The organism is Natronococcus sp. CG52 (assembly GCF_023913515.1).
Taxonomy (GTDB): domain Archaea; phylum Halobacteriota; class Halobacteria; order Halobacteriales; family Natrialbaceae; genus Natronococcus; species Natronococcus zhouii.
Genome location: NZ_CP099391.1, coordinates 1,941,456 through 1,967,213, shown reverse-complemented (window position 1 = coordinate 1,967,213; position 25,758 = coordinate 1,941,456). Strand labels below are relative to the sequence as shown.

Sequence of the window (25,758 nt, the reverse complement as noted above, 5' to 3'; positions counted from 1 at the left end):
TCCGTCCTCCGGAGAACGGGTGGAATAAACGGCGGCGAATGATTCTATCAGCCGAGAGTTTTATTATCGCCACCATTCCTCTAGGAACATATGAGTGATGTTGGCGACGGAGCAACCATTTCGACGGAGCGCGGTCAGGCGGCATTAATCGGGTTCGTGATACTGATCGGAATGGTCGCCGTCGCCAGCGCCGGAATCCTCGTGGTCGGAGGTGACCTCCTGACCACGACCGAGCATCAGACGGAGGAAGAACGGGTTGAACTGTCGTTCGTAAAAATGAGCCAGTCCCTATCAGAAACGTCGTTTAACTCTGATACTGCGAACACGATCAATCTTGATGCCGGTGAAGACGGAGCCATCGCCCGGGACGAAACCGGATATATGCGAGTTGAATCAGATGGCTTAAAACAAGATCTCAATCTTACGTTCGGAACGATCGAATACGAGAGCGATAGTGGAACGAAGATCGCCTACGAATCAGGTGCAGTGTTCCGTGAAACGGGGGAAGAAACGCGCGTGGTATCCTCCCCTCCGATCTATTATGATTTTCACAGTGAGACGTTGACGCTCCCTGTTATCACCGTTTCTGGTGACGAACAGCTCGGTACCGGCGATATATCCATGTCTCACAATGAGACAACAGCGTACGCCGAAACGAACGTTGTCGAAGACGAGAGCGTTGATCTTATAATCAAAAGTGAATACTGGCGTGGATGGGCGACGTATTTCGAACAGCAGGCCAGTAATGCGGTCGTCCGGAACATCGAACCCGCAGAAGGGGATTCAGCGATTCTGACCGTTACGCTTGGACACCTCGAGATGGAAGATGCGTTCGAAGAGGGAGTGACCTATTCTGAAAGCTGGAGCGAGCAGGGAAGTGGTAGTGATAGCGTCGAAGAAGAAATCGAACTCAATCCGGGATCGTTCGGTGATCTCAATAATACGATTCACGAGATGATCGAAGACGCTGAAAATAATGAGTTCGGTGAAGAGGGGGATGACATCGAAGAACAGGGGGTCATTGACGGAAGTGAGCAAATAGAGAATGGGACGCACTTGGCAGGAGAGGTATCCCTCAACGATGAACTCGTCGTTAACCTCTCAGATGGAAACGCGACGATTCTTGTCGACGGTGATGTCGATCTAAATGACGAAGGTCTCTCTGTCAGAGATTGGGAGAACGAAAATAGCCCAAATAACTCACTAAAAATATACACGACGGGTAATTTTGAGATGAGTGGTGGAGATGTTAAGCCCGAAGAAATAGACGGCGAACGCCAGGCCGAGCAGTTACAATTGTTTGGCACGCCAGACACCTCTGTTGGAATCACCGGCGGCACTTACGTAGGAACTATTTTTACACCAACAGACTACTTTGAGGGAGAAAACAAAGTAATAGATAATAAGCATTGTTCTGGCCATCAGGTTTGTCTCCTTTCAAATCCCAAATTTACCGGATCGATCATTGCCCATTCTGTGCACTTCCAGGCTAATGCCCAAGATATAGAGTACGACGATAGCCTTCAAGATGCGAATCTTACCGCATATCCGGACGGATACGTACCTCCACCACAATTGACGTATGTAAATGTGGCCCACTACGACGTGAAAGTGACGAATAAATAGCTCGTTATTAAATTAGGCCGACTGGTCTATCGTCGCCTTCACGTCCTCCCAGACCTCGTCCGGCGCCTGCGCGCCGTCGACGCGCTCGAGCACGCCCTCGTCCTCGTAATGTTCGATCACCGGCTCGGTGTTCTCTCGGTAGACGCGCAGCCGTTCTTTGACCGTGTCCTCGGTGTCGTCGTCCCGCTGCTCGAGTCGCTCTTCGACCTCGGGGTCCTCCGGCGGGTTGTACTCGATGTGGTAGATATCGCCCGTCTCGGGGTCCATCCGACGGCCGGTCAGGCGGTGGACGAGTTCGTCCTCGCCGACGTCGAGGTAGAGGACGACGTCGAGGTCGGTCATGTCCTCGAGTTCTTCGGCCTGCTCTAAGTTGCGCGGGTAGCCGTCGAGGACGAAGCCGTCGGCCTGGGAGAGGGCCTCGTCGACGATGGCGTTGACGACCTCGTCGGGCACGAGCTCGCCCTGGTCCATGTACTCACGTGGCGTGTCGTACTCCGTGTCCATGTCGGAGATGTCCATGCCCTTGTTCGCACGAAGTGCGTCGCCGGTCGTGACGTGCTCGACGTCGAACTCCTCCGCGATCTTTGCGCTCTGGGTTCCTTTTCCCGCTCCGGGCGCCCCCAGAATCAGGATTCGTGGCTGTGCCATATCTCCCCGTTCGCCAGCACCACATAAAGGCTTAAAGAATCGGGCACATCTCTACGGGTATGACTCGATTCGATGCCGTCGATCCGACGGACCGGCGAAAGCTGTACGCCGAGGGAATCCAGGCCCACCGAGAACGCGGAAGCGGGTTCGTGACGTTCGAAGCCGACGAGGAATCGCTCGCGCAGGCGAAGGGAACCGATCCCGATCTGGGAACCCCGTGGATCCAGTTCGCCGACGGAACGATCAACCTCGACTGTACCGATGCGGAACTCGAGGAACTCAAGGGACTGCTCTCGGAGTATCCGGTGTTCAAAATAGACGAACTGAATCGGCCCGAGGAGGCCGACGGCGTCAACGTTCGAATCAGCGCGAAGGCGGACCCGAACCGGATCGGGCAGTTTCTCGACGCGGTGTTCCGACGCGCCTACGGCCTCCCCGAGGAGTACCGGGTCTGGCTCGTCGATCTCTAGCTACTGTATCCGAAGTTCGCCGTCACCGCTCTCGTCGCCCTCGTCGCCCTCGTCCCACTCGAGTTCGAACTCGACGCTGAGTTCGGCCGGCCCGCCGGAACTCGAGGTTTCCCGTTCGGCCTTGATCTCGAAGGTCGGACGCGCCGGCGGTGACATGGTGACGGATTCGTCGCCGGCGTCGAGCGTCACGTCGCCGCTCTCGACCGAATCTGCGACCGTTCGGAGGTAGTCCGCGATCTCTGCGCGCTCCATCGAGCGTTCGAACTTGAAGAGTACTTCTTCTGGCATACTGATCTGTACAATGGCCAGGATAGAGAGTCTATCGCCGGTGGCGAGCGGTCACTGTGCGCATCGTGACGATGCACAGGAAGCAGGTCCCGCGGTATCCGCCGGCTACGAGTCCGATCCGGCGACTCGAGCAGTGTCGAAGCTGGCCGGAACGGGAACGTGCTGCCAGTGTAGACTCCGGAGACCGCTGACACGCAGATGACAGGCGTTTTCACCGGTGAGCCCGGAAGGCGGCATAATGAGCGAAGACGATCCCGACGACTCGCTTCGAAAGAGCGTCGAACAGTCGCGCCACGGCGCACCGGCGGTCGGTGCGGTCGTCCGGGATCGCTTCGAGAGCAACGAGGTCTTCCAGCGGATTATCGCCGCGGCGGACGACGAGATCGACACCGGGCTCCGCGAGCTGTTCTTCAGTGCTCTCGCCGCCGGATTCGCGATCACGCTGACGTTCCTGATATACGCCTCGATGTACGCCAAATACGACGGAGATCCGGTTCTGAGCGGGTTCCTCTATCCGATCGGCTTCATCTACATCATCCTGGGCGGCTATCAGCTCTACACGGAGAACACCCTGCCGCCGGTCGCGCTCGTCCTCGAGCGGCTGGCGAGTCTCCCGGCACTCTTTCGCGTCTGGACGGTGGTCCTGATCGGAAACTTCGTCGGCGGAACGTTCGGCGCGCTCGTGCTCGCGTTCACCGGCGTCTTCTCCCACGACGCGTCCATCGCGGCCACCGAGATCGCCATGAAAGGAATGGAGACGCCCTTCTGGGACCTGTTCTTCAAGGCCGCGTTCGCCGGACTGATCGTCGCCGGCGTCGTCTGGCTCGACTTCGCGTCCCGCGACACTATCACCCGGTTCTTCCTCGTCTACATGGCGTTTCTCATGATCCCGTTTGCGGATCTGTTCCACGTCGTCGTCTCCATCACCGAGGTGATGTACCTCGTGTTCAACGGACGAATCGCGCTCTACGCGGGGATGAGCCAGTTCGTCCTGCCGGTCCTGCTCGGCAACACCATCGGCGGCGTCCTGCTCGTGACGGTCGTCAACTACTTCCAGACGACCGAACGCCGTCTCGAGGCCGCTCGCCAGGACGGAGCCGAACGACAGCTGACGGTGCGGGAGTGGTTTATCGGCGGGCTCGCCGGGCGCGCCTACGTTCCTGCCAGACCCGGCAAGGAGTCCGAATTGCCGGAAGACCAGCTCGGAATTGCGGAGCGAATGGGGTCACGACTCGAGGCGGACACCGTGGACGGGACCGAGCGCAGGGAGGAAGGCGAGGCCGATCGTACGAGTGACGCCGTCGATTACAGCGAAAACGAGTGACGAATCACCGGACGACCGTCACGGGACAGTCCGCCCGGCGGACGACCGTCTCGGCGACGCTCCCGAGCAGGACCCGTTTCACGCCGCCCTTCCCGCGACTCCCGATGACGATGTGATCGACGTCTCGTTCGTCGGCGAACGAGACCGTCGCCTTCGCAGGGTGGCCGGTAACGACGTCCGTCTCGACGGTCTGGCCGTACTCCTCGGCGATCGCCACCGCGTCGGAGAGGATTTCCTCGGCGTCTTCGCGGGCCGCGTCTTCCGCCGATGCGTCGGAGCTGCCCGGCATATCCGAGAGCTCTACCTCGAGGACGGTGACGACTCGTATCGCGGCGTCGGGAAACGTCTCGAGCGCGTGTTCGAGCGCCTGCCGGGCTTCTTCCGAGTCGTCTACGGCGACGAGGACATCCATGGTCGACGTAGGGCCTCGTCCGACAAAGTCGTTTTATCTGCATGCTTCGATCGTCGATTCAAGCTGGGGGTCGCGGTGACAGCCGGTGGATCACGGGCGAGTTTCGAGACGACAGCGCGGTCACTAACGGACCGTCCGATTTCCGTACCCTCACCGTTCGTGTGCCGAACGAATACGTGGTGGCGACGGGTCGTTTTCTCGCTCGTGGCAGTCCTCGGCATCATTCTCGTCTACGCGTTCGTCTACCAGTGGGCGATGGCGACGTACGAGGGGGTGCAACTGACGCTCGTGCAGTCGGTCCAGACCGTCATCGAGTCGCTGACGACGGCCGGCTTCGCCGGATGCTCCCCTCGGTGTTACTCGAGGACGAAGAGGTACTGACGCCGGAGACGCAGTTCGAAATCGTCCGGACGGCTGCACCGGCCATCGTCGGCCGAACGCTCGGCGAGGCCGACGTCCGTTCGCGAACGGGGTGTACCGTCGTTGCGGTCGAGCGTGGGGAACAGCTCTCGACGGACATGGGTCCGGAGTTCACCGTTCGGGAAGACGATACGCTCATCGTCGCGGGCAGTGACGAAACGGTCAACCAGTTCATCGCCTACGTTCACTGACGCGGTATTCGTTCGGTTAACACGACTCGTACACCGATCGCGTTCTACTGGCCGTCTCCAGTAGAGCCGATCGTAGAACGCATACGTGCTGATGAGCCAAACCGACGTTCGCTCGATGATCAGCGTATGCTGATCGGATATTCGATGACGTCAGTCGGTCTCTCTACCGTTTCTCGTAGTGTTTTGAGGCGCATCGAGCGACAGCGCGCAACTCGACTGCTGATTCCATCTACATTTCAGGAGGAATGACGAAGACGGGACACCCGGTCTCCTGACTGATTCGGTGTGGAATATCACCGAAGATACGGTCCAGGAGGGACGGTTCGGTTCCCCCCATGACGATCGTATCGTAATCCTTTGCTCGTTCGGTAACCGTTCCGACCACGTCATCGGACACGACGAGATCGGTGTCGATCAACCGATCGTCTATTCCCGCTTCGACCAGTTTCTGGCGCCCGTTCTCGATGAGCGCTTTCCCTTCCTCTCGGTCCGTTTCCGATTCTGCCACGTGGACCAGACTCACCTTCTGCAACACGTCGGTGGTTAAGTCGTCCACGAAGTCGGTGATCCGCTCGAGGTTCGCGTCACCGCGAAGGGGGACCAAAACCCACTCCATCCGACCGGCGTGATTCGGCACGAGAATGACGTTGCAGTCTTCCTCCGTGGCCACACGATCGATCGTCTCACGGCGATCGTGAGTGAAGACGATTTTCGACGTGACCTCGGCGCCGACCTCGCTGAACTGATCCACGGCCGTGTTGATCCGCTTCTCGTTTTCTCCCCGGTCGGTATCGCGAGCCAGTTCGAGTGCGGTCTGGTCGGGAACGTCGTATACCCCGAGGACGAAGACGCTCGTGGAGGAAAGCAACTCGACGAGTGACGCCGGGACTGATTCCGGATCCGGCAGGCTGATCGGAACGAGTACGTTTGACGACATAGTCTTTCTACTCCCATAGAGGATGACTGGACCAATAGGTGTGTTCCACAACTGTTCCTGGCATCGCCAAGCCAGAGGAATTCGACGCTGAATCGGGACTCAGTCGGGCGATTTCCCGAACCGACTCTTTTATACGGACGTATCCAATCGCTTACTAGGAAAACAGTAGCCCATCGATACGCTCTCGATGTAACGAATGCGATTCGTAGACTGGTGAACTAATACATGTACCTCGTAATCATCGGCGCGGGAAGCATCGGTTCGAATCTGATCGACCTCGCAGTGAACGGCGGCAACGACGTCGTCGTCATCGAGACTGACGAGGAACGAGCGAACGAGGTCTCGACGGAGCATGACTGTCTCGTCCTCAACGACGACGCGACGAACCACGGGACGCTCAGAGACGCGGAGATCGACCGTGCGGACGCCGTCATTTCGACCACTGACGTCGACGCGGTCAACATCATGGTGATGTTACTCGCCCAGGAACACGACGTCCCGAACCTGGTCAGCGTCGTCCACGAGCCCGAAAACCTCCCCGTCTTCGAGAAGATCGGCGTCAACATGATCGAGAATCCGCAGCGACTGATCGCGGACTATCTCTATCACTCCGTCCGGTATCCGAACGTCAGTGACTTCATCGATCTCGACGATCAGACCGAACTGGTGGAACTGACCGTCACCGAGGACGCGCGGATGAACGGACAACTGCTCGCGACGGCAAAAGAGTCGGGAGCGCTTCCAGACGGCTGTCTCGTCGTCGCACTCGAGCGCGACGGGGAGATTCGAGCGCCGAGAGGAGAGACGACGGTTCACGCGGGCGACCAGGTAACGGTGTTTACCGACGATGCTACGCTGGACGATGCCGTGATGGCGTTTACCGGGAATCACGAATGAGGGTCCAGTTTCGAACGGTGGGACGGGACGTCGGAGGGATCGTCCAGATCGTCTCCCTCATGGCGTTCGTCTCGATTCCCGTGGCGATACTACATCGTGAGTACTACGCGATCCCGGCGCTCGTGGGGTCGGGCTTCGTGATGCTCGCAGTCGGCGGGAGCCTCTCTCGCTGGTTCGCCGACGCGCCGGACTCGGACAAACTCCACGGGATGCTTACCGCAGCGGCCGCGTGGGCGGCCGTCGGCGTCCTCGGCGCGCTCCCCTTGCTTCTCGTCGCGTGGACGATCGCTATCGACCCGTTCCCGACGTGGGCGAACACGCCACCGCTCAACGAGACGACCGCCGAGTTCCAGGATCCGCTGAACGGCGTTTTCGAGAGTCTCAGCGGATTCACCTCGACGGGGCTGACGATGGCGAACACGGAAGAGGAACTCACCGCAACGATGCAGTGGTGGCGGTCGTTCACTGAGTGGATCGGCGGCGTCGGGGTCATCGTGCTGACGGTCGCCGTCCTCGCACGACCGGGGAGTGGGTCGCTCACGCTGTACGAGAGCGAGGCCCGATCGACGAAGATCCATCCCAGTATCGTCTCGACAGTGCACGAAATCTGGAAGATTTACCTCGTCCTCACGATCGGGGCTATCGGGTTGTTCCTCGCGGCCGGGATGCCGCTGTGGGGGGCAATCAATCACGCGATGACCGGTATTTCGACCGGCGGATTCTCGATTCACGCCGACTCGATCGGTCACTACGGCAGTCCGCTCATCGAGTACGCGGTCATCCCGGTGATGGTCGCGGGCAGCATCGCCTTCCCCGTCCACTACCTGCTATTCAAAGGCGAGATCAGGAACCTCTATGCGGACGTTCAGACCCGGTGGGTCTTCATCTGGTTCAGTATCGGCTCGATCGTCCTGACGGGGACTCTCTACCTCCGTGGCACGTACGATAGCTTCGAGGACGCGTTTCGATACGGACTCTTCCAGTTCGTCTCCGGGACGTCGAACGCTGGGTTCGGCACGACGGCGATCGGAAACGGGACGGAACAGGTCTGGACCGCCGACGCGACGCTGATCGTCTGTGCAGGAATGCTCACCGGTGCCGCCGCCGGGTCGACGGTCGGTGGAATCAAACTCATCCGCGCGATCACGCTCGTGAAAGGTTCCCGGTGGCGTATCGCCGGCGTGTTCACCCCGAGTTCCGCAGTGCGACGGCTCCGAATCGGGGATCGATCGCTCGACGAAGATCAGGCGAGCAGAGAACTCGAGGAGGCGGCGATCGTGTTGCTCCTCTGGCTGATCTTCCTCGCGGTGGGACTGACCGTCCTCCTCGCGACGCTTCCGACGGAGATTCCGACCGAGTACGCGCTCTTCGAGGTCATGAGCGCACAGAGCACGGTCGGCCTCTCCGCCGGGATCACCGGCCCGGATATGCCTGTCGCCGCGAAGGTCGTGTTCCTCCTCAACATGTGGATCGGGCGGCTCGAGATCATTCCCGTGCTGGTTCTCCTTCGCGGGGCCATGGTGCGCGCCGGATTGTACGATTGACAGGTGTACGATAACGAGACACCATCAGACGCGGACTGCAACGGCTCGGAACGATGTGTGATAGAAAGGCATCTCGGTTTTCGATATTGCTTGCCCGTCTTCGATTGTACGTCGACAACTGTTACCGTGTCGTCCGTGAACTTCCCCTGTTGGGTCGTGCTGTGGTACGCTCCGTACCAGAGACGGAACGCGTTCCGGTGCGGTGCTACCGGTGTTATATATGTGTTTCAACCGTACTGGTATCACGTGCGCGTACGGCTTCCCAGTGTCCGGAACCCGCGGTCGTTCTACGATATATTCAGTGTCATCACACTCTCAGTCACGCTCGCCGCAATCGTTCTCACCATCTGGCACGGCTCGATCGTCCGAATCGAGATGGTCGTATTCACGGCCCTCGTCTTTCTCTGGGCGGCGTGGGCAGTACAGAATACGCTCAAACAATCCGTCGAACGAGCCACACAAAACCAGCGGTAATCGCTCGACCTCTCGGAACCAGAGAGGACGGCATCCCGGCGACCCGGGCCGGTGACGACCGTTTCCAGAAACAGAACCTCGAGTCAGGACCGGTCCAGGCCGCTGATGAACAGGGCGAGGACCGGGACGATCTCGAGCCGGCCAACCCACATCAGGAATGTCATGAGCAGTTTGGACGTATTGGAGAACTCGAGATAGCTTCCGAACGGGCCGAGTGACCCGAAGCCAGGTCCGATGTTCCCGATGGTCGCCAGCGATGCACTGATCGCCTCGAGCGCGCTCAAGTCGTACCCGATCCGCGCCGAGTCGACGGCGATAAACACGGCGGATCCCGCGAACAGCAGCAGGTAGAGGAGGGTGAACGCGAAGATCCCGCGAATGGCATCCTCGTCGATGACGTGGCCAGCGAGACGTACCGGTCGGACTGCCTCCGGATGTGCAGACACGAAGAGTTCCCGTCGAATCGCCTTGAGAACCACCAGCCATCGGATGACCTTGATTCCGCCACCGGTCGATCCGGCTGACCCGCCGATAAACATCGCGAACAGGAGGACCATCTGTGCGTTCGTGCTCCACTGCGCGAAGTCACTCGTCGCGTATCCGGTCGAATTCAGCAACGCGCCGATCTGGAACGCAGCTTGGCGGATCGTGTTTTCGGTCAGCCCCTCGGTCGCGCCACCGATCTCGAGGACGGGCGCTGCGCCACGGGCCAGCAGCACCGACAGTATCGCGATCAAAACCGCTATCGCACCGGTGTAGGCCCGGAACTCCGTGTCGTGGGTGAGTTCGCGGAACTCGCCCCGGAACGCGTGCCAGAACAGGGCGAAGTTCACGCCGGCGATCACCATGAACGGGATGACGACCCACTGAACCGCAGCCGAGAACGCGGCGATACTGTCGGCCTGTGGAGAGAAGCCGCCGGTCGGTAAGGTCGTAAAGCCGTGTGCGACGGCGTTGTAGAAGTCCATATTCGGCGCAAACCCGGCCAGGTGAAGGCCGTACAGCAGACAGATATACACCACCGTGAACCCGAAGTAGACGAGCCAGAGCGCTCGCGCCGTTTCCGCGATTTTTGGCGTGAGCTTCTGTAGCTCGGGACCGGGGGCCTCCGTCTGCATCAACTGCGCACCGTTGACTGCGAGTTCGGGAAGGATGGCTATCATCAGGACAATAATCCCCATCCCGCCGAGCCACTGCGTGAGCTGGCGCCACATCAACAGCGCGTGCGAGTGGCGCTCGAAACTGATCTCGCCCATGACAGTCGCCCCGGTCGTGGTAAAGCCGCTCATCGACTCGAAGAGGGCATTGACCGGGTGTGCAAGCGTCGACCCAGTCCCGTACCCGGCGAGCATGAACGGAATCATCCCGATGAGCGCGGCGGCGAACCACGACAGCGAAACCAGGAGCAACGCCTCCTCCGGTCCGAGGTCCGGGTCCGGGTCGAGACGCTCGAGAGACAGACCGATAGCAACCGCGATCAGGATAGACGCGACGAAAACCCAGACGTCTTCCCAGTAGATGACGGCGACAGTTAGTGGAACGAACATCGTCAGGGCGAGATATTTAATGACGGTCCCGACGAGGCTGACACCTGCCCGCCAGTCAACCCGCCATCTCATGGATCGAGACACCACGTACTGTCCATAGAAATGCGCAAACGGCCACCTGATAAGAAATCACCGAAAAGGATGCAACGATGAAGAAACCAGATTTGGACGGAGGTGCCGGAGGTCTCCGTAACACATTTCGCGGTTCGTCCGCAACTCTCGTCAGAATGGAACGAGAGGGATTCGGATGCGCGTAATCATCGTCGGAGCGGGCGAGGTCGGGCGATCGATCGCCAGGGATCTCGTCGAGACCCACGACGTGGTCGTCATCGAGCAAGACGAGGAGATTGTAGAGGACCTCACCTATTCGCTGGACGCGATGGTGATTCAGGGTGACGGCACCGATCTCGACTCCCTTCGGGAGGCCGGAATCGAGAAGGCGGAGTTGCTGATCGCGTCCACCGACATCGACGAGACGAACATCGTCACGTGTGGAACCGCGAAGACCACCGGTGACGTGTTCACTATCGCCCGAGTCAAACAGCAGAAGCTCCTCACGACCTGGCAAGGATCTAGCGGGGCCTACGGCGTCGATTTCATGGTGAGTTCGGACCTCCTGACGGCGGAGGCGATCTTCCGTATTTCCGGGTTCCCCGGCGCCCACGACGTCAATACGTTCACTGGCGGTCTCGTTCGGATGGCTGAGTTCGAAATCGGTCCGGAGAGTCCGGTCGCGAACCAGACCGTCCAGGAAGCCGACCGATACGACTCACTGACGTTCGCCGCGCTCTTCCGGGACGACGAACTGATCATCCCGCGTGGGGATACCGTTATCAAACTAACCGACCGCGTGGTCGTCATCGGAAGCTCCAGCTCGGTCGAGCAGTTTGCGAACGATATCGTAATTCACGAAAATAACAAGATCGACGACGTCGTCATTATTGGGGGCAGCGAAATTGGATTCCAGACCGCACGCGTATTCGAAGAGCACGGCTACCACCCGAACCTGATCGAGCGGGACCACGACCGAGCGCGTGAACTCGCCGAAGACCTCCCGAACACGTCCGTCTGGGAGAGTGACGCTACCGATACGGACTTTCTCCAACGCGAGCACGTCGACGAAGCGGACATGGTGATCGCGGCACTCGATAGCGACGAGCGAAACCTCCTGGTCTCGATGCTGGCCCGCGAAATCGGCGTCGAACGGACCGTCGCGGTGATCGAAACCGTCGAATACGCTGAGCTATTCGAAACCGTCGGTGTCAGCGTAGCGATCAGCCCCCGGGAAGAGACGGCGGAGGAAATCATCCGGTTTACCCGCGCCGACCAGATGGAGAAGATCGCAATGCTCGAACACGACCGAGCGGAGGTCCTGGAGATCGAAATCAGCCGCGATAGCGCGCTGGCCGGACGCGAAATCGTCGACGCCATAGACGATTTTCCGGATTGCGTCGTGATCGGAGCGATTTCTCGAGCGGGAGAACTCGTAATCCCGCGCGGAAAAACCGTGATCCAGCCGGGCGATCACGTCGTGTTGTTTACCGAGACGCAACTCTTAGACGAAGTCACGGCCGCTCTCTGAGAACGCTCCTTCGCAGTCCAGCCTCCCCGCCGGCCCACGGTCCGGTATCGAATCTTAAGTGCGTCGGTCAGAAACGTACGGTATGAGCAAATCGTTACTCACCCACCTCCTCGTTCCGGTCGCGACCGAGGAGGACGCTCGAGCGACGTGTGCCGCACTCGAGCCGTATCTCGAGGACGTAGAGCGGGTCACCGCAGTCCACGTGATCGAAAAAGCCGCCGGCGCGATGGACAAGGCGCCACTGGGGAAACGCCAGGAAGACGCCGCCGAGTTCATCGCGGTCGTGGACTCGGAACTCGGCGATCGGGTCTCGGTCGACACCCGAACCGTCTACGGGACGGACGTCGCCGACGCGCTGTTCGACGCGGCAACCGACGCGAAAGCGGACGCGGTCGCGATCCGCGCACGCGGCGGCAGCCGGATCGTGCAACTCCTCGCCGGCGATACGACGTCGAAACTCGTCACCGATCCCGTTGTTCCGGTCGTGTCCCTCCCGCATCGAGACGAGTAATCGAATCAGTTAAGGAGTGAGTCTCTCTTTGCACGGGTATGAACGACGGTTTTCTCACGCAGTGGCAACTTTCTCTACGGAACCGGACTCGAACCGTCTCCTGGTATACCGCTGGTGACGGATGATGAAGAGGGATTTGGGGGCAGGAAAAACACTGGACGGTTCGATCGCTCTGACCAAAGACGCACCGCGATTGACGTCGATTTCGCGCGGGTGGACCGAGCGGCGAGGGCATCGGTTCGCCGTGCGAGACGCGCCACTCGGCGACGGCCGGGGAGGGACGACGGATGAGTGACGAGGAACTCGCCAAGGACCTGGGCCTGGTTTCGGCGCTCGCAGTCGGGATTGGGACGATGATCGGCGCCGGGATCTTCGTTCTCCCCGGCGTCGCCGCGGCCGAAGCGGGGCCCGCAGTCGTAGTGTCGTTCATCATCGGCGGAAGTATCGCGATGGTCAACGCGCTCTCGGTGAGCGAACTCGGGACTGCGATGCCGAAAGCAGGTGGCGCGTACTACTACATCAATCGGGGACTCGGTCCTCTCTTCGGTTCGATCTCTGGCATGGGGGACTGGATGGGACTCGCGTTCGCAAGCGCCTTCTACTGCATCGGCTTCGGCGGCTACCTCGCGACGCTACTCGGCGGTGTCGTCGTTACGATCCCGCTGCTCGGCTCGATAGAACTGCTCCCGACGATCGTTCTCGGCCCGTTCATTCTCTCCGATATCCAGATTGGCGCGTTGCTGGCGGGCATCGTATTCGTCGGCGTCAACTACATCGGTGCGAAAGAGACCGGCGGCGTCCAGACGGTCATCGTCACGATCCTCCTGGGAATTCTTACGGTCTTCGCCATCGTCGGATTCTTCTCGTTCGACTGGGGAACGGTCACGACCGACGGACTCACGCCTGAGGGGACCGGGGCGATCCTCCCCGGTGCCGCGCTCGTGTTCGTCTCGTACCTGGGATATGCGAAGATCGCGACCATCGGCGAGGAACTCAAGAATCCGGGCCGGAACCTTCCGATAGCCATCATCGGCAGCGTCGCCATCGTAATGGTCATCTACTCGATCCTCGTCGGCCTGATGGTCGGGATCATCCCGTACGACTCGATCAGCGAGAGCACGCCCATGTCCGACGTCGCGAACGTCATCTTCGAGGGGAACCTCGGCGTAATCGGTGTGACGTCGATCACGCTCGCGGCACTTCTGGCGACCGCCTCGAGCGCCAACGCGTCGATCCTCGCCTCCGCGCGGATCAACTTCGCGATGGGTCGGGACAAGATCGTCACCGACTGGCTGAACGAGATCCACCCGCGGTTCGCCACGCCGTACCGGTCGATCGCCGTCACCGGGCTGATGATCATCGTCTTCATCGCCGTTCTCGGGGGCGACATCGAAGTACTGGCAAAGGCAGCTAGCGTCCTTCACCTCGTTGTCTACGCGCTGATCAACGCGGCGCTGATCGTCTTCCGGGAGGCGGACGTCCCCGAATACGACCCCGACTTCACCGTCCCGTTGTATCCGATCACGCCCATGCTCGGGGTCGTCCTCTCGCTCGGGTTGATCGGGTTCATGGAGCGGATCGAGATCGCGCTGGGCATGCTGTTCGTCGCGGGTGCAATTATCTGGTACGGCGTCTACGCTCGCCACGAGACCGAGCGGGAAGGCGTACTGAGCCACTACATCCTCTCGCGGTCCGAGGAGATGCCCGACGCCGCAGTTTCGGCGGCGACGGTCGCGCGTCCGTCCGGCGGCAGCGAGTACACGGTACTGGTGCCGGTATCGAACCCCCGGACCGAATCCACTCTCCTCTCGCTGGCGAGCGTGTTCGCGAAGGCCAACGACGGCCGCGTTCAGGCCGTCCACATCGTCGAAGTCCCCGATCAGACGCCGCTCTCGGAGGGATCGGAACACGTCCGACGAATCGACGAGGAGTCCCAGCAGCTGATGGAAAACGTCCGCGAGAGCACGGAGACGATGGACGTCCCCGTCGACGTCAGAACGATCGTCTCCCACCGCTCGTTCGAGGAAGTGTTCGACGTGGCCCGCCGCGAGGAAGCCGACAAGGTCGTCATGGGCTGGGGGGCGGACAGACCGTGGTCCGCCGGCCGCGCGGAGCGTCCGCTCGAGGAGCTGACCCACGACCTCCCCTGTGACTTCCTCGTTCTCAAGGACCGGGGGCTGGAGACCGATCGCGTGCTGGTCCCGACGGCCGGCGGTCCCGACTCCGATCTGAGCGCCGAGATCGCCACGTACCTCCGCGACCAGCTCGGTTCCGAGGTCACGCTCCTGCACGCGGTCGACGACCCGACGGAGGAGGCCGAAGGCGAGAGGTTCCTGACCGAGTGGGCCGCGGATCACGGCCTCGAGGACGCGGCGATCCGGATCGACACGTCCGGCGACGTCGAGGGCGCGATCGCAACCGCCGCGCGGGACCACTCGCTGGTCATCATCGGCGCGACCGAACGGGGTCTCCTCTCGCGGCTCGTCCGCGGCTCGCTCGCCTACGACGTCATTAACGACGTCGAGTGTTCCGTCCTTCTGGCGGAACGACCGACCAGCCGGTCGCTCCGAGAACGGCTGATCGGGTTACAGAACGCCGAGTAGTCCGTTGAGACGTTCGCTGCGTTTCCCGTGTCGGCTCGAAGGCGAACGCCACGCGACTCGGGCGGGGCGAGCGATGGATCGCCAGCGCGTGACGAGAATCGGAGAGTCGCGAGCATCGGCGGGATCAGTTCCGAACCGATTATCTTCCCGGACGGCACACCTCGGAGCACTCGATGAGGATCCGCGTCGACTGGCGCTCGAGCTGTAGCCTGACGGGAACGGTTCTGAAGTGGCTCGCGGTGCCGCTCGCCGTCCCGCTCGTCCTGGCCGTGTTCGACGGCGACGCTATCATCCCGTTCGCCGTCGCGGTCGTCATCACGGCCGTACTGGGGGGCGCACTCGAGTTGCTGAGCGACGACCGCGAACTCGGCCAGCGCGAGGGGTTCCTGATGGTCGCGCTGACCTGGCTCAGCGTCGCCGTCATCGGTGCGATCCCGTTCTACCTGGCTGGCCTCGCTGCCGGTCCCAGCTCCGCGTTTTACAGCCTCATCAACGCGCTGTTCGAGGGCATGAGCGGACTCACGACGACGGGTGCGACGGTGATGAACGAGTGGGACTTCGAGAACCAGTCACGAGCGATCCTGCTCTGGCGGCAGCTACTGCAGTGGCTCGGCGGACTCGGCATCCTGATCGTCGCGATCGGGTTGCTGTCGAATCTGATGGTCGGTGGTGCACAGCTGATGGAGACAGAAACGCAGACCAGGAACGTGACCAAGCTGACCCCGCAGATCGAGAGCACCGCCCGACTCATCTGGGGACTGTACGTCGGTCTCACCCTGCTCGCGGCAGCGACGTTCTACTTGCTTCACCTCGTCGGTCTCGCCCCCAACATGGATCTCTTCAACGCCGCCGCCCACGCGCTCACGAGCGTCTCGACCGCCGGGTTTTCCCCCGAGCCCCAGAGCATCGGCGCGTTCGAGCCCATCGTTCAGTGGGCTGTCATACCCTTCATGATCCTCGGAGCGACTAATTTCGTGTTGCTGTACTACATCACCCAGGGCGACTTCAGCCGGCCGTTCGAATCCGAAGAGTTCCGCTTCTATCTCGGCGTCATCGCGTTCTTCAGCGTGATCGTCTCGTTCATCATCGGACTCGATCCCGAGATCAACAGGGGGCTCGAGGAGACGATCAGACACGGCTTTTTCAACGTCGTCTCGCTGGTAACGACGACGGGGTACGCCTCGACCAACTTCGACCTCTGGACGCCGGGCGCCAAACACGTTCTCTTTCTGTGTATGTTCCTCGGCGGGATGGCCGGCAGTACGACCTGTTCCATCAAGACGCTCCGCTGGCTCGTGATCCTAAAGGGACTGTACCGCAACTTCTTCACGTCGATTCACCCGACGGCAGTTCAGCCGGTCCGGCTGGGTGACGGCGTCGTCGACGAGGAGACGATCAACGACATCTTCTCCTACGTGATGCTCGCGATCGTCATCTTCTTTTTCCTGACGATTCTCATCGTCGTCGATGCCGCTCGAGCCGGGACGGGCGTCACCGAGTTCGAGGCGCTGGGGGCCGCCGCGTCGATCTTCCTCAATATCGGCCCCGCGTTCGGCATGGCCGGCCCGATGGACAACTACGCCGGGTTCCCCGTCACCACTCGTGCGGTCATGGTGATCATGATGTGGATCGGACGGATCGAGATCATCCCCGTGCTCGTGCTGTTGCTGCCAGCGTACTGGAAGTCCTGATCCGGGACTCTTCGGTCGACACCCCGCTCTGGACGATCGATCCACGCTCGAACGCGACGACCGGTACTCCTCGCGTGGACCTCACTTCGGTCGAACCGCGAGGCTATCGCCCGGCGAGTGGTTGCTACCGACTTCACTGACGGACGTGAGAGACCCTGTCCTTCGCTGGGGATAGGCGGGGACGATCGAACCCCTCACTGGGAAATCCCGAGGACTGTCCCTCAGAAGTAGCCTGACGATCGGCAGCCGGCGCGTGTTTCCCGCTCGCCGTCCGTTGGTCGAAAGCGTGCGCTTCGGAGCGAGTTCGGCTATCCGCTCAATCGCTGGACGAGCGCCTGTCGGAACGTTCGTGGAGCCCTGTTCTCGCCGCGGGCCATCACGACTGTACCGCGACTCTCTTGAACGATCGTCTGTGGGATGGAACCGTAAAGTGCCTGTGCCACCGTACTCGTGCCCGTTGCACCGATGCAGATCGTATCGTACTCCGTCACTGCGTCGATGAGCGTCTCTCGGACGTCGTCGCTGACGATCACGCGTGGGTCGTACTCGTCCTCCTCGAGTCCCGCTCCGGTCGCGACGTCCGTGATCGTTTCGTGGCCGACGGCGGACGGATCGATTTCGGACTCACCATCGTCCGGTTCAGGCTGGACGTTCAGTAAGGTCAGCGTCGTTCCGGAGAACGTACGTTGTATCTCGCCGGCGCGTTTCGCTGACGCAATGGCGTGTGGACCTTCGCCGGCGAGCGTGACGATCCGATCGGGAGTGACGGTTGGATCCTTGACCAGCGTCACCTCGCACGGCGCCCGCTCGAGCAGCGGATCGATCGTCGTGCCAAAGAGGACGTCACGACGGCGTCGTTCCCCGGACCAGCCCAGTAGCACGTGATCTGCGCGTTCTTCCTCGAGCACCGATAGGATCGAGTCGCCGGCGTTTCGACCGACAATTGCGCGCGTTCTGACCGGGATGTCCAGATCCGTAGCGATATCGCGGGCGTTCTCGAGGAGTGCGCGCTGATTCTCGACGCGCTCCTCTTCGAACTCGATCTGGGCGGGAGACATCTGCGGCGGGACCTCAATAACGTTGACGGCGACGAGTTCGGCGCGCTCCTCCTCGGCGGCCGCGCTCGCCGCGGCGTACTTGATCAGCGGACGTTCCGTCTGGGGATTCGAGACCGGGACGACGACACGATAGACGTCTTCGTCCTCGTGCGTCTCGCCGGTGGGAGCGACGGCTTCACCGATAAGCGTCGTCGAAATTGCCTTCTCCTTCGAGTAGAACGCGTACCAGCCGATCCCGACGAGGACGATCAGGAGGCCGATCCCCTGTACCTGCCACTGCATCTGGCCCATGACGCCGAGACAGGTCAGAAAGCCGAGGATCGGAACGATCGGGTACAACGCGGACGGGATCCGGAAATCCGGATCGTACTCGTCCGGATCCGCACGCCGCAAGACGATGACCGCCGCGTGAACGAGCGCGTACGTGATAAGGAACATGAAGCTCGCGACGTCGGCGAGCGTATCGATCGGTAGCGGACTGGCGATAAGTACGAGGATAACGGCACCCGTCGCGAGGATCGCTCGATAGGGCGTCCGGTACCGATCGTGAATCACGTTGAGCCAGTTGGTAAGGATCTGATCGCGGCCCATGGCGAAGTTGACTCGCGCAGCCGAGAGAATCGACGCGTTCGCCGAGGAGATAGTCGCCAGAATCGCGCCGGTGATCATCACGAGCGAGCCGATCGTGGCGAGCTCGAGGGTGTACTCGCCGATGGCGATCTCTCCGAACTGCCCGGCCGCTTCGGCGGCGACGTCGGCAACCGGCACGTCCGATGCGGCCAGTTCCGGCACCGGAAGCGTGCCCGTGCTGACGAGCATCACGAGAACGTAGAGGATCGTCGGCGTGACGACCGCGGCGATCATCGAGAGCGGGAGGTTTCGACCGGGGTCTTTGATCTCTTCGGCGCTGGTCGCGATCACTTCGAAGCCGATGAACGTGACGAACACGGTCCCCGCCGTTGCCGCGACAACCGGCCATCCTTCACCCTCTCGGACGAACGGGTCGAGCAGGCTCGTGTCGATGTTCGTGAGTCCGACGGCGATAAAGAGGGTGATGAGGCCGACGAGTAGGATCACGATGATGTTCTGTAACGATCCCGTTTCCTTGACCCCGCGGTAGTTGATCCCCACGAGGAGCGAAGCCATCACCAGTCCGGCGAGGATGACAGTGAGGGCGTCTGACGGCTGATTGAGCAGATACTGCCCGAAGCCGAGCATGTAGAACGCGGTCGCGAACATCAATCCGGCCCACATCCCCCAGCCGACGATCGTTCCAAAGAAGCTCCCGAGCGCGTGATTGACGTAGTAGTAGCTCCCGCCGGCTTTCGGCATCCCGGTTGCCAGCTCCGAAAGCGAGAGGGCCGCGAGCAGGGCGACGATGCCACCAATTATAAACGAGATCATGCTCGCGGGACCGGCGCTCTCGGCGACGATCCCTGGCAGGACGAAGATCCCCGCACCGATCATCGTTCCGAGCCCGAGGGTGTACGCCTCGAGGAATCCGAGGTCTCGGGCGAGTTCCTGATCAGCCATTCCCGGTCTCACCCCGTCGGCTGCCGGGCCGGGATGAACGGACCGGTCTTCTGGAAGCGGTTTTTGATTCCGAAACAGAGTTCATATACATCGTGTTGATTCAGTCCTCCAGAATAAGTGTGTTGACGTTCCAGTATCGACTCGCTAGTCGTCTTTCGCTTCGAACGCGTCGAGCATGCGATCCGTAATTCCATCCCTGGAGAGAACCGTGAGCAGGTCACCAGCTCGTATTTCGCTGTCGCCCGTCGGCGTCAGTACGGAATCCTCCCGTTCGATCGAGACGACGAGCAATCCTTCCTCGAGCAGCCCCTCGGTTCCAGCTCGCTCGAGGGTTGTGTCGGCGATCGGTGCGTCGTCCTCAACAGTGAGTTGAACGACCTTGTTGCCGCCGGCGAGACTGATGTAATCCGAGAACTGCTGGCGGGTTTCGGCGGGACCGAAGGGGTGGTACGACTGAAACTGCTCGGTCCGGACGAGTTTTTCGTCGTCGATGTCGAGACCGAGCGCCGTCAGCTCTCGTGCGACGTCGTTTACCCCTTCGACATCGCCTCCGACGGCGAGAACGTGGAGGTTTTCCCCTCCTGCCATGAACTCTCGAACGTTGACGACGCCGGTAATCGTCCGCGCTTGCTGGGCGAGTCGTGCACGTTCTCCGACCGGCGCCGTCGCCACGTACAGGGTCGTGAGCATGTCGTCGGCAGAATCGAAATCGACGTTCGCGTGATATCCTCTGATGATCCCGGCGTCCTCAAGCTGGTTGATCCGGTTTCGAATCGTTGCGGGAGAGACGCCCACTTCCTCGGCGATCATCGGTGCGGACGTATTCCGAGCGTCCCCCATTAACGCGTGGATGATGCGTTTGTTCACGTCGTCGAGGCGAATACTCATGCGCGTACGTACGACTACGGGTGTGAAGGATCCTGTTTTTTGTTCGCCGGTCGGTGGTCACTTCCTCGCTCGACCAAACTCAGGGCGGATAAGCAGACGAAAATCGATCGATGACGAAAGCCAGATCAGGACCGCACGCTACGAGCAGACGGTTCGCGCGGCGAGAGCGTACAATAGTGGTGGTCTGCAGCCTGTGTGGATCGGCCGCCTCGAGATCATCCCGGTTGCGGTACTCGTGGGCGAAGCCTTCCGGAGACTCGAACTCTACACGTAACCGCCACTTCATCACGGTCAGCGCGCGACCGGCTCCCGATCACCGAAGGACGAGTAACTCGTTGAACCGGTTACCGGACCGTCTTTTTCGACCCGAACAGGTTCGACGTTGAGGAGAATGTTTCCGGTAACGGCTGGCTGGCTGGTCACTCGACGGCAGCACGAACGATAGAAAAAAGGTCTCTGGCTCTAACTGGCTGATGATGAATCGAGACGTGGGTACTCGAGTCCAGCCGACGGCGGCGAAACCCGCTCGACAGCACGTCGTTGTGCGGATCTATCCGGGGCGTTTCCAAATAGATAAGTGCCCACGGCAACCATCGACCGACATATAAGCGGACTTCAACCGAGGTGAATACAATCTTCAGCGCAGCTATGATCCCCATGCAGGTTCGAACGCGCGTCGATATCTTCGAGCAAATCTTCCTGGTCTTTCTGGGACTCGGGACGCTCGTTGGTGTCGTCGTAATCGCGTATACGCTGTACAACGCGTACAAGTATCGTGATGGCGGCGACGAGACATCGGACAAGGCGCGGCCTACACTCGGGGAGTTACCGACAGGAGGAGAGGGTGGCAAGAAACTGTTCCTATCGTTCGGTCTGAGCGCGATCGTCGTTATCTCGCTCATTATCTGGACGTACGGAATGCTGCTGTACGTCGAGGACCCCAGCGACGAGATTCCGGACGAGGACTCCATCGAGGTCGACGTCGTGGGTGACGGGTTCGCCTGGTTCTTCGAGTACGAGAACGGGGCGTCCTCGACGAACACGATGACCGTTCCGGAGGACACGGCGGTGTGGATCAACGTGACGGGTGGCGACGTCTGGCACAACTTCGGGATAACGGACTTACGCGTGAAGGCGGACGCGATCCCCGGTGAGACCGACCGAACGTGGTTCATGACCGGCGAGGCCGGAGACACTCACGAGATCGAGTGCTTCGAACTCTGCGGTGACGGCCACACGCAGATGACCGGTACCGTCGAGGTCGTGAGTGAAGAAGAGTACGAACAGTTCCTCGAAGATGAAGCACCAGACGATGAGGAGAACGGTGATGACGAGGAGGCCGACGAGGAGAACGGTGACGAAAACGGCGGGAATGAAACGGACGACGAAAACGGTGGTAACGAAGAAAACGGTGACGACGAAAACGGCGAGAATGAAACGAACGACACCGAAGAAGCCAACGACACCGAAGACGGAGGTGACGACTGATGGGTGATCTTCCCCCGATGCGCTCGGTCAAACGCTGGCTGGTGACGACCAACCACAAGGACGTCGGCATCCTCTATCTCGGGACTGCGCTGTTCTTCCTGGTGCTGGGCGGTCTCATGGCGCTCGCGTTCCGCGCCCACCTGTGGGAGGCCGGCGGCACCGGTCTGCTCACGAACAACCAGTTCAACCAGGCGGTGTCCACGCACGGACTGCTGATGGTGTTCTGGTTCCTCTCGCCGTTCGCGGCCGGTTTCGCGAACTACTTCGTCCCCCTCCAGATCGGGGCGAAGGACCTCGCGTTCCCCCGGCTGAACGCCCTGAGTTACTGGTTCTACCTGCTCTCGGGCGTCCTGTTCGCCATTTCGTTCTTCCAGGGTGGCTCCTACGCCGGCGGGTGGACGATGTACGCGCCGCTGAACGTGCCGATGTACACGCCCGCACTGGAGGCGACCACCGGTAGCAACGCATCGGTTCTCGCGCTGATGCTGTTCGTGTTCTCGATCACGCTGGGGTCGGTGAACTTTCTCACGACGATTCACCGTTCGCGAGCGGAGGGGCTCGGCCTGTGGAACATGCCGCTTTTCACCTGGTCGTGGCTGCTGACGGTCTGGATGATGCTGTTCGCGTTCGCCGCGCTGCTGGCCGCGCTGCTGTTACAGAGTGCAGATCGAATCTTCCTGACTCAGTACTTCGCGACGGAGCAGGGCTCGAGTCTGTTGTGGGCACACATATTCTGGTTCTTCGGCCATCCGGAGGTGTACATCGTCTTCTTCCCCGCGCTGGGGATCATGTTCGAGACGTTCCAGACGTTTACGGGGCGTCGACTCGTCGGCCGGAAGTGGGTCATCATCGCGATGGTGCTGGTGGCCGTCCAGTCCTTTTTGGTCTGGATGCACCACATGTTCCTGACGACCATCAACCTCGAGATCAAGACGCTGATGATGGCGACGACCATCGGGATCTCGTTACCGTTCGACCTGATGGTCTTCTCGCTGATCTACACGATGGTCAAGGGACGCGTCCGATTCACGACGCCGTTCCTGTTCAGCCTCGGCGCACTCGTGCTGTTCATCCTGGGGGGCATCACCGGGGTGTTCCTCGGCGCCGTCGTGCTCGACTACGAGTTCCGGGGCACCTACTGGGTCGTCGCCCACTTCCACTATGTGATGGTCTCCGGAGTCACCGCCCTGATCGCCGGTCTCTACTACTGGTGGCCGAAGATCACCGGCAAGATGTACTCCGAGACGCTGGGCAAACTCAACTTCGCGGTCTACTTCATCGGCTTCAACCTGCTGTACTTCCCGATGTTCCTCGCCTGGGAGACGCCGCGGCGCGTCTTCCACTTCGGCGAGGGACTGGAGATCTACCACCAGGTCGCGACCGTCGGGGCGTTCATCCTCGGCTTCTCGTTCGTGATCATGTTCGCGACGTTCGCTCACAGCCTCGTCGCGGGGCCGCGAGCGCCCGACAATCCGTGGGAGTTCTCGCGCACGGCGGAGTGGGCGATTCCCTCGCCCCCGCCGCTCGAAAACTGGGACGGTCGTCCCAGCTACGCCAGCGGTCAACTCGAGTTCGTCGACGACTCGGCGGCCGCAACCGACGGTGGCGTCGCGCACGGAGGGGAAGCGACTACCGAAACCACCACTCACACGGAGGAACACGCCGATCACGCCAGTATCTGGCCGCTCGGGATCGGGATTGGCACGTTCACGTTCTTCCTCGGTCTCTCGGGGCTGACGCCGTACGTCATCAACTTCGCCGAAGGAACCGGTGTCGCACCCGAGAGTCTCACGGGAACTGCCGCCGAACCGAGTCTCGTCTACCCGGTGATAACCGCGCTCGGCGTGGCGATCCTCGCGTACACGCTGTTTAACTTCGGCCGCGAACAGTTCGACGCGCCCGAGATGGCCATCGCCGAGCGCTGGCCGTTCGAGGGCGTCGGCAACACGAAGTTTGGCGTCTGGGTGTTCCTCGCCTCGGACGTCGTCGTCTTCGGCGCCGCCATCGGGGCGTACATCTTCATGCGCATTCACATGGGATGGTTCGCGTGGGAGTTCGACGCCATGACCGAGGCCGGCCTCATCAACACCTACGTCCTGCTGACCTCGAGTTTCACGGTCATTCTCGCGCTCGTGATGGCCGAACGCCAGAACAAGCGAGGGCTGCTCGCGACGCTCGGCGCGACCCTGCTGCTCGGCCTGACGTTCATGGGGGTCAAGGCCTTCGAGTACAGCGTGAAGTTCGCCGAGGACCACTACTGGTGGTACAGCATCGAGTACTCGATCTACTACGTGACTACCGGGCTGCACGCGCTTCACGTGATCCTCGGGCTGCTGATCGCTATCTTCATGATCTACCGCGTCTGGTCGATCGACGCCTACCTCGAGGACCACCGGCCGGTGGAGTTCTTCGGCCTCTACTGGCACTTCGTCGACATCGTGTGGGTCATCCTCTTCCCGCTGTTCTACCTGATGTAGCGGACGGCCGCTACACCGTTTCCGACGCGTTTCTTTTGGACTCGACTCGATCCAGCCGGTTGCTTCGCACTCGTCGTCGTTTCCGTATTGATCGTCCGGCTTCACTGAACGGGGATCCCGCTGATCGACGAGCAAGGCTTTGGACCGCTCGAGACGCTCCCGGTCAACCTCGAGCCACACAACCGAACACGGACGACGGCACGTTAGAACCACGACTGTCCGCGCAGAACGACACGTGAGATACTGCCGTCGTTACGAATCCAGATGGCAGACGCGGGATCTGCGCCAGTCCCGTCGAGGACGTCGAGGGATCGAGGCCGCACAGATCGTAGAGGAGCGTCGCGTCGAACTGTGTGCCGTCGGCGCGCTGGTCCTCGAGGCGACCGTGTCACCGCGACGATCCCGTCGGTGAGCACGAGCTGTGGATTGTGAGAGCGAACGTGTCTCTTCGGCGCCGATCAACTGACGGTTTACGGCTCGTGCGCGATCCCAAACCTCGATTACCGTATTGCGTTTCTGGCGCTCGTCGACCGCATGAGGAAGGTATAAGTGCTCCACACACACATTGCTCACCAATGGCCGACGTTCGACTGTACACCCTCATTTACGTCGTACTGCTGGTGCTGGGAACCGGGAAGTTCGTGTTCTTCCACTTCGACGAGACGTTCACTTACACGATGGCCATGGGTGGGACGATCATACTCGCGATCACCAAGTCGCTGCTGATTGCCGGCTTCTACCAACACCTGATCGAAGAGCCGCGCGCCATCTCGTACATGATGGCCGTCGCCGTGTTCATGGTCTTTCTGCTGACCATCGCGGCGGGCTACTCCATCCAGTAAGCGCGTCTCGGATTTTCTCCTCGAACCGATCTCTTCCGTTCTCGGCTATCTCCTATTCGACGAACCCGGCGACCGGTCAGGTAGACGGGTCCGTTTCACCGGTCGACTGATCGTCCGTGGATCATCGATGCCTCCCGAGGCGCTGCTGGCTCCCCTCTGTTGCTCTCGGCCGAGAGAGATCCTGTTCAGTTAGCGCGTGGCATATCGGTCTCTGTCAGCGTGACGAACTCCATGCCGACGGCGACGGGAACGAGTCGTCCGCGGTACTCGCTCGAGGCGAGGTGCGAGGGAAACCCGGAAACGGCGC

Annotated in this window: 19 protein-coding genes and 2 pseudogenes; 14 read left to right on the top strand and 7 right to left on the bottom strand. The window is 60.9% G+C overall.

What is annotated here, in order from left to right; genetic code table 11:
- The first annotated feature begins 90 nt into the window (after positions 1-90).
- On the top strand, positions 91-1,626 hold the full coding sequence (locus NED97_RS10000) for a DUF7289 family protein (protein WP_252490543.1): 1,536 nt from the start codon (positions 91-93) through the stop codon (positions 1,624-1,626).
- A 12-nt stretch (positions 1,627-1,638) separates the two neighbouring features.
- Here the strand turns inward: NED97_RS10000 and NED97_RS09995 are convergent, their stop codons facing one another.
- Positions 1,639-2,274 carry an adenylate kinase gene (locus NED97_RS09995; protein ID WP_252490542.1) on the bottom strand — a complete coding sequence of 212 codons (636 nt, stop codon included), beginning with the start codon at positions 2,272-2,274 and terminating at the stop codon, positions 1,639-1,641.
- Between the two features lie 59 nt (positions 2,275-2,333).
- On the opposite strand from NED97_RS09995, the gene NED97_RS09990 reads away from it, so the two are divergent.
- Positions 2,334-2,744, top strand: a complete 411-nt coding sequence (locus tag NED97_RS09990) for a hypothetical protein (RefSeq protein WP_252490541.1) — start codon at positions 2,334-2,336, stop codon at positions 2,742-2,744.
- On the opposite strand, the gene NED97_RS09985 is transcribed toward NED97_RS09990, so the two are convergent.
- On the bottom strand, positions 2,745-3,032 hold the full coding sequence (locus tag NED97_RS09985) for an amphi-Trp domain-containing protein (protein WP_252490540.1): 288 nt from the start codon (positions 3,030-3,032) through the stop codon (positions 2,745-2,747). It lies immediately after the preceding gene.
- Between the two features lie 238 nt (positions 3,033-3,270).
- Here NED97_RS09985 and NED97_RS09980 point away from each other — a divergent pair.
- A pseudogene (locus NED97_RS09980) lies at positions 3,271-4,194 on the top strand (formate/nitrite transporter family protein); the annotation flags it as partial.
- Positions 4,195-4,360: 166 nt separating this feature from the next.
- Here NED97_RS09980 and NED97_RS09975 read toward each other — a convergent pair.
- Positions 4,361-4,768 (bottom strand): universal stress protein, encoded by a 408-nt coding sequence (locus NED97_RS09975; protein ID WP_252490539.1) that lies wholly within the window; start codon positions 4,766-4,768, stop codon positions 4,361-4,363.
- A 204-nt stretch (positions 4,769-4,972) separates the two neighbouring features.
- On the opposite strand from NED97_RS09975, the gene NED97_RS09970 reads away from it, so the two are divergent.
- Together NED97_RS09970 and NED97_RS09965 are read left to right on the top strand one after the other, a co-directional pair.
- On the top strand, positions 4,973-5,149 hold the full coding sequence (locus NED97_RS09970) for a hypothetical protein (RefSeq protein WP_252490675.1): 177 nt from the start codon (positions 4,973-4,975) through the stop codon (positions 5,147-5,149).
- Positions 5,107-5,379: pseudogene (locus NED97_RS09965) on the top strand (cation:proton antiporter regulatory subunit); the annotation flags it as partial. The gene NED97_RS09970 and the pseudogene NED97_RS09965, both read left to right, overlap by 43 nt.
- 229 nt (positions 5,380-5,608) lie before the next feature.
- On the opposite strand, the gene NED97_RS09960 reads toward NED97_RS09965, so the two are convergent.
- Positions 5,609-6,316: a universal stress protein gene (locus tag NED97_RS09960; RefSeq protein WP_252490538.1), complete on the bottom strand. Its 708-nt coding sequence runs from the start codon at positions 6,314-6,316 to the stop codon at positions 5,609-5,611.
- A gap of 225 nt (positions 6,317-6,541) precedes the next feature.
- Between NED97_RS09960 and NED97_RS09955 the strand changes: the two genes are divergently transcribed.
- Positions 6,542-7,213 (top strand): potassium channel family protein, encoded by a 672-nt coding sequence (locus NED97_RS09955; protein ID WP_252490537.1) that lies wholly within the window; start codon positions 6,542-6,544, stop codon positions 7,211-7,213.
- A complete protein-coding gene (locus tag NED97_RS09950) occupies positions 7,210-8,757 on the top strand; it encodes a TrkH family potassium uptake protein (protein ID WP_252490536.1) in 1,548 nt (515 codons plus the stop codon). Before NED97_RS09955 ends, NED97_RS09950 begins: the two co-directional genes overlap by 4 nt.
- A gap of 557 nt (positions 8,758-9,314) precedes the next feature.
- On the opposite strand, the gene NED97_RS09945 is transcribed toward NED97_RS09950, so the two are convergent.
- Positions 9,315-10,850 carry a TrkH family potassium uptake protein gene (locus NED97_RS09945; protein WP_252490535.1) on the bottom strand — a complete coding sequence of 512 codons (1,536 nt, stop codon included), beginning with the start codon at positions 10,848-10,850 and terminating at the stop codon, positions 9,315-9,317.
- A gap of 175 nt (positions 10,851-11,025) precedes the next feature.
- On the opposite strand from NED97_RS09945, the gene trkA reads away from it, so the two are divergent.
- The 4 genes from trkA to NED97_RS09925 all read left to right on the top strand — a co-directional run bounded on the left by trkA (position 11,026) and on the right by NED97_RS09925 (position 17,165).
- Complete coding sequence (trkA, locus tag NED97_RS09940; RefSeq protein ID WP_252490534.1) at positions 11,026-12,360, top strand: Trk system potassium transporter TrkA; 1,335 nt, start codon at positions 11,026-11,028, stop codon at positions 12,358-12,360.
- A gap of 82 nt (positions 12,361-12,442) precedes the next feature.
- Positions 12,443-12,871 carry a universal stress protein gene (locus tag NED97_RS09935; protein ID WP_252490533.1) on the top strand — a complete coding sequence of 143 codons (429 nt, stop codon included), beginning with the start codon at positions 12,443-12,445 and terminating at the stop codon, positions 12,869-12,871.
- A 287-nt stretch (positions 12,872-13,158) separates the two neighbouring features.
- Entirely contained in the window at positions 13,159-15,474 is a 2,316-nt protein-coding gene (locus tag NED97_RS09930; RefSeq protein WP_252490532.1) for an amino acid permease, read from the top strand.
- 173 nt (positions 15,475-15,647) lie between these two features.
- Entirely contained in the window at positions 15,648-17,165 is a 1,518-nt protein-coding gene (locus NED97_RS09925; RefSeq protein WP_252490531.1) for a TrkH family potassium uptake protein, read from the top strand.
- Positions 17,166-17,473: 308 nt separating this feature from the next.
- On the opposite strand, the gene NED97_RS09920 is transcribed toward NED97_RS09925, so the two are convergent.
- A complete protein-coding gene (locus NED97_RS09920) occupies positions 17,474-19,756 on the bottom strand; it encodes an amino acid permease (RefSeq protein ID WP_252490530.1) in 2,283 nt (760 codons plus the stop codon).
- A gap of 144 nt (positions 19,757-19,900) precedes the next feature.
- Entirely contained in the window at positions 19,901-20,644 is a 744-nt protein-coding gene (locus tag NED97_RS09915; protein WP_252490529.1) for an Lrp/AsnC family transcriptional regulator, read from the bottom strand.
- A gap of 657 nt (positions 20,645-21,301) precedes the next feature.
- On the opposite strand from NED97_RS09915, the gene coxB reads away from it, so the two are divergent.
- From coxB to NED97_RS09900, 3 genes are all read left to right on the top strand, one after another.
- A complete protein-coding gene (gene coxB / locus NED97_RS09910) occupies positions 21,302-22,132 on the top strand; it encodes a cytochrome c oxidase subunit II (RefSeq protein WP_252490528.1) in 831 nt (276 codons plus the stop codon).
- Positions 22,132-24,609, top strand: coding sequence for a cbb3-type cytochrome c oxidase subunit I (locus tag NED97_RS09905; RefSeq protein ID WP_252490527.1), 2,478 nt, complete (start codon positions 22,132-22,134; stop codon positions 24,607-24,609). Before coxB ends, NED97_RS09905 begins: the two co-directional genes overlap by 1 nt.
- Positions 24,610-25,184: 575 nt before the next feature.
- On the top strand, positions 25,185-25,451 hold the full coding sequence (locus NED97_RS09900; protein WP_252490526.1) for a cytochrome C oxidase subunit IV family protein: 267 nt from the start codon (positions 25,185-25,187) through the stop codon (positions 25,449-25,451).
- The last annotated feature ends 307 nt before the right edge of the window (positions 25,452-25,758 follow it).

Bases quoted from the DNA above. Each gene is read 5' to 3' on its own strand.
- NED97_RS10000 (WP_252490543.1), top strand. From the start codon at position 91: ATGAGTGATGTTGGCGACGGAGCAACCATTTCGACGGAGCGCGGTCAG.
- NED97_RS09995 (WP_252490542.1), bottom strand. From the start codon at position 2,274: ATGGCACAGCCACGAATCCTGATTCTGGGGGCGCCCGGAGCGGGAAAA.
- NED97_RS09990 (WP_252490541.1), top strand. From the start codon at position 2,334: ATGACTCGATTCGATGCCGTCGATCCGACGGACCGGCGAAAGCTGTAC.
- NED97_RS09985 (WP_252490540.1), bottom strand. From the start codon at position 3,032: ATGCCAGAAGAAGTACTCTTCAAGTTCGAACGCTCGATGGAGCGCGCA.
- NED97_RS09975 (WP_252490539.1), bottom strand. From the start codon at position 4,768: ATGGATGTCCTCGTCGCCGTAGACGACTCGGAAGAAGCCCGGCAGGCG.
- NED97_RS09960 (WP_252490538.1), bottom strand. From the start codon at position 6,316: ATGTCGTCAAACGTACTCGTTCCGATCAGCCTGCCGGATCCGGAATCA.
- NED97_RS09955 (WP_252490537.1), top strand. From the start codon at position 6,542: ATGTACCTCGTAATCATCGGCGCGGGAAGCATCGGTTCGAATCTGATC.
- NED97_RS09950 (WP_252490536.1), top strand. From the start codon at position 7,210: ATGAGGGTCCAGTTTCGAACGGTGGGACGGGACGTCGGAGGGATCGTC.
- NED97_RS09945 (WP_252490535.1), bottom strand. From the start codon at position 10,850: ATGAGATGGCGGGTTGACTGGCGGGCAGGTGTCAGCCTCGTCGGGACC.
- trkA (WP_252490534.1), top strand. From the start codon at position 11,026: ATGCGCGTAATCATCGTCGGAGCGGGCGAGGTCGGGCGATCGATCGCC.
- NED97_RS09935 (WP_252490533.1), top strand. From the start codon at position 12,443: ATGAGCAAATCGTTACTCACCCACCTCCTCGTTCCGGTCGCGACCGAG.
- NED97_RS09930 (WP_252490532.1), top strand. From the start codon at position 13,159: ATGAGTGACGAGGAACTCGCCAAGGACCTGGGCCTGGTTTCGGCGCTC.
- NED97_RS09925 (WP_252490531.1), top strand. From the start codon at position 15,648: ATGAGGATCCGCGTCGACTGGCGCTCGAGCTGTAGCCTGACGGGAACG.
- NED97_RS09920 (WP_252490530.1), bottom strand. From the start codon at position 19,756: ATGGCTGATCAGGAACTCGCCCGAGACCTCGGATTCCTCGAGGCGTAC.
- NED97_RS09915 (WP_252490529.1), bottom strand. From the start codon at position 20,644: ATGAGTATTCGCCTCGACGACGTGAACAAACGCATCATCCACGCGTTA.
- coxB (WP_252490528.1), top strand. From the start codon at position 21,302: ATGCAGGTTCGAACGCGCGTCGATATCTTCGAGCAAATCTTCCTGGTC.
- NED97_RS09905 (WP_252490527.1), top strand. From the start codon at position 22,132: ATGGGTGATCTTCCCCCGATGCGCTCGGTCAAACGCTGGCTGGTGACG.
- NED97_RS09900 (WP_252490526.1), top strand. From the start codon at position 25,185: ATGGCCGACGTTCGACTGTACACCCTCATTTACGTCGTACTGCTGGTG.